Origin of the sequence: Staphylococcus petrasii (genome assembly GCF_002902565.1) — a bacterium.
GTDB classification, from domain to species: Bacteria; Bacillota; Bacilli; order Staphylococcales; family Staphylococcaceae; genus Staphylococcus; species Staphylococcus petrasii.
Window position 1 is genome coordinate 1 of record NZ_PPRC01000047.1, and the last position, 4,578, is coordinate 4,578.

Sequence of the window (4,578 nt, forward strand, 5' to 3'; positions counted from 1 at the left end):
CTAGAAATCAATACTTTGATTTCTAGTTTTTTTATATTGAATAAGTTAATTTTAATATATAAAACGTTTACATCAATATAATGCACCTATATTAATGGAACACCTAAAAAAATTGTGGTAATTTATTACTAAAGATAATTCTAGTTAGGAAAGGGTATGTCGTCATGAAGAAAATTGCGGTATTAACAAGTGGTGGAGATTCACCAGGCATGAACGCTGCTGTTAGAGCAGTAGTGCGTAAGGCGATTTATAATGATATTGAAGTTTATGGAATTTATCAAGGTTATCAAGGTTTATTAGACGATGATATTCATAAACTTGAATTAGGCTCAGTTGGAGACACTATCCAACGTGGAGGCACCTTCCTTTACTCTGCTAGATGTCCACAATTCAAAGAAGCTAGTGTTCGAAAAAGAGGGATAGAGAACTTACACAAGCATGGAATTGAAGGTTTAGTTGTAGTAGGTGGAGATGGTAGTTACCGAGGGGCACAACGAATCAGTGAAGAAACAAAGGATATTAAAACAATTGGTATTCCAGGTACGATTGATAATGACATTAATGGTACTGATTTTACAATTGGTTTTGATACTGCTTTAAACACTATCATTGAGAGCGTTGATAAAATCCGTGATACAGCGTCAAGTCACGCTAGAACTTTTATTGTAGAAGTAATGGGTCGTGACTGCGGAGATTTAGCACTGTGGGCTGGATTATCAGTTGGTGCTGAAACTATTTTAGTACCTGAGGCGCACACAGATATTAAAGATATTGCTGAAAAAATTGAAAAAGGTATCAAACGTGGTAAAAAACATTCTATAGTGATGGTTGCTGAAGGTTGTATGACTGGACAAGAATGTGCTGATGAATTAATGAAATATATTAATGTAGATGCACGTGTTTCTGTTTTAGGTCATATTCAACGTGGTGGTAGTCCATCAGGTGCTGATAGAGTGCTCGCTTCACGCTTAGGCGGTTATGCTGTAGAGCTATTAATGGAGGGAGAAACTGGTAAGGGTGTTGGTATTAAGAACAACAAGCTTACTGCAACACCGTTTGAAGACATTTTCAATAAAGATGATCATAAATTTAATACAGATATTTATGAATTAGCAAAAGAGTTATCTATTTAATTTAGGAGGCTTTTATAATGAGAAAGACTAAAATCGTATGTACTATTGGACCTGCATCAGAATCAGAGGAAATGTTAGAGAAATTAATGAAAGCTGGAATGAACGTTGCGCGTTTAAACTTCTCTCATGGTAGCCATGAAGAACATAAAGCACGTATCGATACAATCCGTAAAGTAGCTGATAAATTAGGTAAAACAATTGGTATTTTACTTGATACTAAAGGACCTGAAATTCGTACTCATGATATGAAAGATGGCTTAATTACTCTTGAAAAAGGTAAAGAAGTTATCGTAAGCATGAATCAAGTGGAAGGTACACCTGAAAAATTCTCTGTAACATACGGCGATTTAATTAATGACGTGGAATTAGGATCTTATATCTTACTTGATGACGGTTTAATTGAATTACAAGTTAAAGACATTGATAAAGCTAAAGGCGAAGTTAAATGTGATATTTTAAATACTGGCGAATTGAAAAATAAAAAAGGCGTTAACTTACCAGGCGTAAGAGTTAATTTACCAGGTATCACTGATAAAGATGCTGCAGATATCATGTTCGGTATTAAAGAAGATGTAGACTACATTGCTGCAAGTTTCGTACGTCGTCCAAGTGACGTGTTAGACATCCGTGAAATTCTTGAAAGAGAGAATAATCATAATATTACAATTTTCCCTAAAATTGAGAACCAAGAAGGTATTGATAATATCGAAGAAATTCTTGAAGTTTCTGATGGTTTAATGGTTGCTCGTGGTGACATGGGTGTTGAAATTCCACCTGAATCAGTACCAATTGTTCAAAAAGATTTAATCAGAAAATGTAATAAACTTGGTAAACCAGTTATTACTGCTACTCAAATGCTTGATTCTATGCAACGTAATCCACGTGCTACAAGAGCAGAAGCAAGTGACGTAGCGAACGCGATTTACGATGGTACTGATGCAGTAATGTTATCTGGTGAAACAGCTGCAGGTTTATATCCTGAAGAAGCAGTTAAAACAATGAGAAATATTGCTGTATCTGCTGAAGCGGCTCAAGATTACAAAAAATTATTATCTGACCGTACTAAATTAGTAGAAACATCTCTTGTAAATGCAATCGGTGTTTCAGTAGCACACACTGCTTTAAACTTAAATGTAAAAGCTATCGTTGCTGCAACAGAAAGTGGTTCTACAGCGGTAACTATTTCTAAATATCGTCCTCATTCAGATATTATCGCAGTTACACCTAGTGAACATACTGCGCGTCAATTAGCGTTAGTATGGGGTGCTTATCCTGTAATTAAAAAAGGTCGCAAAACTACTGATGATCTTTTAAATAATGCGGTTGCTACTGCTGTTGAAACTGGAAGAGTTAGCAATGGTGACTTAATCATTATTACTGCAGGTGTACCAACTGGTGAACAAGGTACAACTAATATGATGAAATTACACCTAGTAGGTGACGAAATTGCTAAAGGACAAGGCGTTGGCCGTGGTTCAGTAGTAGGTAAAACTGTTATCGCGAATAGCGCTAGTGATTTAGAAGGTAAAGATTTAAGTGAATCAATTATTGTTACTAATTCTGTAGATGAATCTTTAGTACCATATGTTGAAAAAGCTGTTGGCTTAATCACTGAAGAAAATGGTATTACATCTCCAAGCGCTATCGTTGGTCTTGAAACAGGCATACCAACAGTAATTGGCGTTGGAAATGCTACTAAAGAATTCAAAGATGATATTCTAGTAACAGTAGATGCAGCACAAGGTAAAATCTTTGAAGGCTACGCTAACGTACTATAATTAATTCAGTAAAGCCATATAAATTATAAAGCTTCATAATAAATGAGAAGACTAAACCATTCCTCTGGAATGGTTTAGTCTTTTTTCATATTTAAAGAAATCGTACTTAAAAGGGTAGTATCTATTTTAATATTTAATGTTTATAAATACATAACACTAGAATCATTGCTACATAATAAAAAACCTTAACTTACCCGCCGTGGATAAGTTAAGGTTCATGAGCAAATAAATTATTTAGTTCTTTTAGCTACTTTTTTATATCTTAAGTACATTAATCCTAAAATGATAAACCACAATGGTGTTAAGAAGATTGCATTTCTAGTAGTTTCATTTACGAATAGTAAGCAGAATACTAAAATGAAGAACACTAGGATTGCATATCCCATATATTTACCACCAGGAAGTTTATAATCAACTTTTTTATGAAGTTCAGGATTTTTTCTATGATAGTTGATATAAGCAATAATAATTAATGCCCATACGATAATAAATAATACAGTTGAAATAGTTGTTACATAAGTAAATACTAGAGTAGCATCAGGGAAGATGTAATTTAGCAATGCTGTAACTAACAATAACGCTGATGATACGATGATTGCAATGTGTGGCACGCCGTTTTTATTTGTTTTTCTAAAAGCAGGAGGTGCTTGTTCTTGTTCTGATAATCCAAATAACATACGGCTATTTGAGAAGATACCACTGTTACAAGATGAAGCTGCTGCTGTTAATACTACGAAGTTAATTAAACCTGCTGCAAACGGAATACCAATTAATGAGAATAATCGTACGAATGGACTTTCAGCAGGATCCACTTTATCCCAAGGAATAATTGACATGATTACTGCTAATGCACCGACATAGAATACTAAAATTCTTAATGGTACGGCATTAATTGCTTTTGGAATAGTTTTCTCTGGATCTTTAGCTTCTCCAGCTGTTACACCAATCATTTCGATACCTACGAATGAGAATAGTGCCATTTGGAATGACATAAAGAAACCAGAAGCGCCATCTGCAAAGATTCCATGTTTATATAAGTTAGTGAAACTTGCATGTCCAAATTGTGTATTGAACGCGAATAAAACCATTACTAAACCTACTACTATTAAAGCGATGATTGTAACAATTTTGATTATCGCGAACCAGAATTCTAATTCTCCGAATAATTTAGCACTTAATAAGTTAAATGCCATTAGAATTAATACACAAAATAGTGCTGAAATCCAGTTTGGAATATGAGGGAACCAGAAACTTACATACTTGGCAACAGCTGTAACTTCTGCCATACCAGTAATAATCCAACATAACCAATAAGTCCAACCAGTTACGAAGCCGGCGAAAGGTCCTATGTATTCATTAGTCACATCTGCAAAAGAGTGGAAACGGGTATTTTGAATCATAATTTCTCCGAGACCTCTCATGAACATGAATAACATGAAGCCTATAATAATATAGGTGAATAAAATAGATGGACCTGTCATTGCGATTGTTTGTCCAGCTCCCAAGAATAACCCTGTACCAATTGCGCCGCCAATAGCAATTAATTGCACATGACGATTACTCAACCCTCTTTGTAATTTTTCTTCAGCCATAAGACAACTCCCTTACATTTAATTAATATTTATTATGCACTTATATAACCAATTCGACAATTATTTTTATAATAT

General features: G+C 34.5%; 3 protein-coding genes. 2 read left to right on the forward strand and 1 reads right to left on the reverse strand.

Translation table 11 applies throughout. The annotated features are described in order from the left end of the window. Positions 1–164 precede the first annotated feature (164 nt). Both pfkA and pyk read left to right on the forward strand, forming a co-directional pair. Positions 165–1,133, forward strand: coding sequence for a 6-phosphofructokinase (gene pfkA / locus CD127_RS08075; RefSeq protein WP_103298070.1), 969 nt, complete (start codon positions 165–167; stop codon positions 1,131–1,133). Between the two features lie 17 nt (positions 1,134–1,150). Beyond that, on the forward strand, positions 1,151–2,911 hold the full coding sequence (pyk, locus tag CD127_RS08080) for a pyruvate kinase (protein WP_103366354.1): 1,761 nt from the start codon (positions 1,151–1,153) through the stop codon (positions 2,909–2,911). A gap of 230 nt (positions 2,912–3,141) precedes the next feature. Here pyk and CD127_RS08085 read toward each other — a convergent pair whose 3' ends face one another. Then, positions 3,142–4,503, reverse strand: a complete 1,362-nt coding sequence (locus CD127_RS08085; RefSeq protein WP_103298068.1) for an amino acid permease — start codon at positions 4,501–4,503, stop codon at positions 3,142–3,144. Positions 4,504–4,578 lie beyond the last annotated feature (75 nt).

Bases quoted from the DNA above. Each gene is read 5' to 3' on its own strand.
- pfkA (WP_103298070.1), top strand. From the start codon at position 165: ATGAAGAAAATTGCGGTATTAACAAGTGGTGGAGATTCACCAGGCATG.
- pyk (WP_103366354.1), top strand. From the start codon at position 1,151: ATGAGAAAGACTAAAATCGTATGTACTATTGGACCTGCATCAGAATCA.
- CD127_RS08085 (WP_103298068.1), bottom strand. From the start codon at position 4,503: ATGGCTGAAGAAAAATTACAAAGAGGGTTGAGTAATCGTCATGTGCAA.